The organism is Synechococcus sp. CCAP 1479/9, from assembly GCF_019038535.1.
Classification (GTDB): Bacteria; Cyanobacteriota; Cyanobacteriia; order PCC-6307; family Cyanobiaceae; genus Cyanobium.
In genome coordinates this window covers 1-481 of the sequence record NZ_JAFKRK010000071.1, presented here as the reverse complement: position 1 = coordinate 481, position 481 = coordinate 1, and the positions used below count along the sequence as shown (strand labels likewise).

The following is a 481-nucleotide window of genomic DNA, read 5'->3' as shown; positions in this document are numbered from 1 at the left end:
GATCACCGAGGTGACCGACGAGCTGAAGCGCCTGATGGCCGAGTTCGAGAAGGAACTCGCCGTGCTGCGCGGCCGTGTGGATGGCCTAGAGGCCAAGGTGGGTGAGCTCGAAGCCACCCAGTTCTCCACCACCACCAAGCTGACCGGTAAGGCGACCTTCATCATGGGCGCCAACAGCTACGGCGGTAACGCCCAGATCGTTCCGGTGCCTGGGGTCTTCCTGCCGGCCGTTGCCAACGATCCGGCCGCCGTGCTGCTGCCCGCCAGCCTGGTCGGGGCCGGCGCGGTGATTCCTTCCTTCGTGCCCGGCGCCTTCGGCGCGAACGCGGCCGGCATCGGCTACGTGCCCAACACCTGGGCGAACCAGGCCCGCCAGACCCAGGGCGCCACGGCCTTCAACTACGACATCCAGCTCAACTTCGACACCAGCTTCACCGGCAAGGACCTGCTCCGCACCCGTCTGCGGGCCGGTAACTTCGCC

At 67.6% G+C, this 481-nt stretch carries 1 protein-coding gene; it reads left to right on the top strand.

Annotated features, from left to right (window positions below; translation table 11 throughout):
• On the top strand, positions 1–481 hold a 481-nt coding region (locus tag KUG38_RS16730), incomplete at both ends, for a carbohydrate porin (protein WP_216923543.1).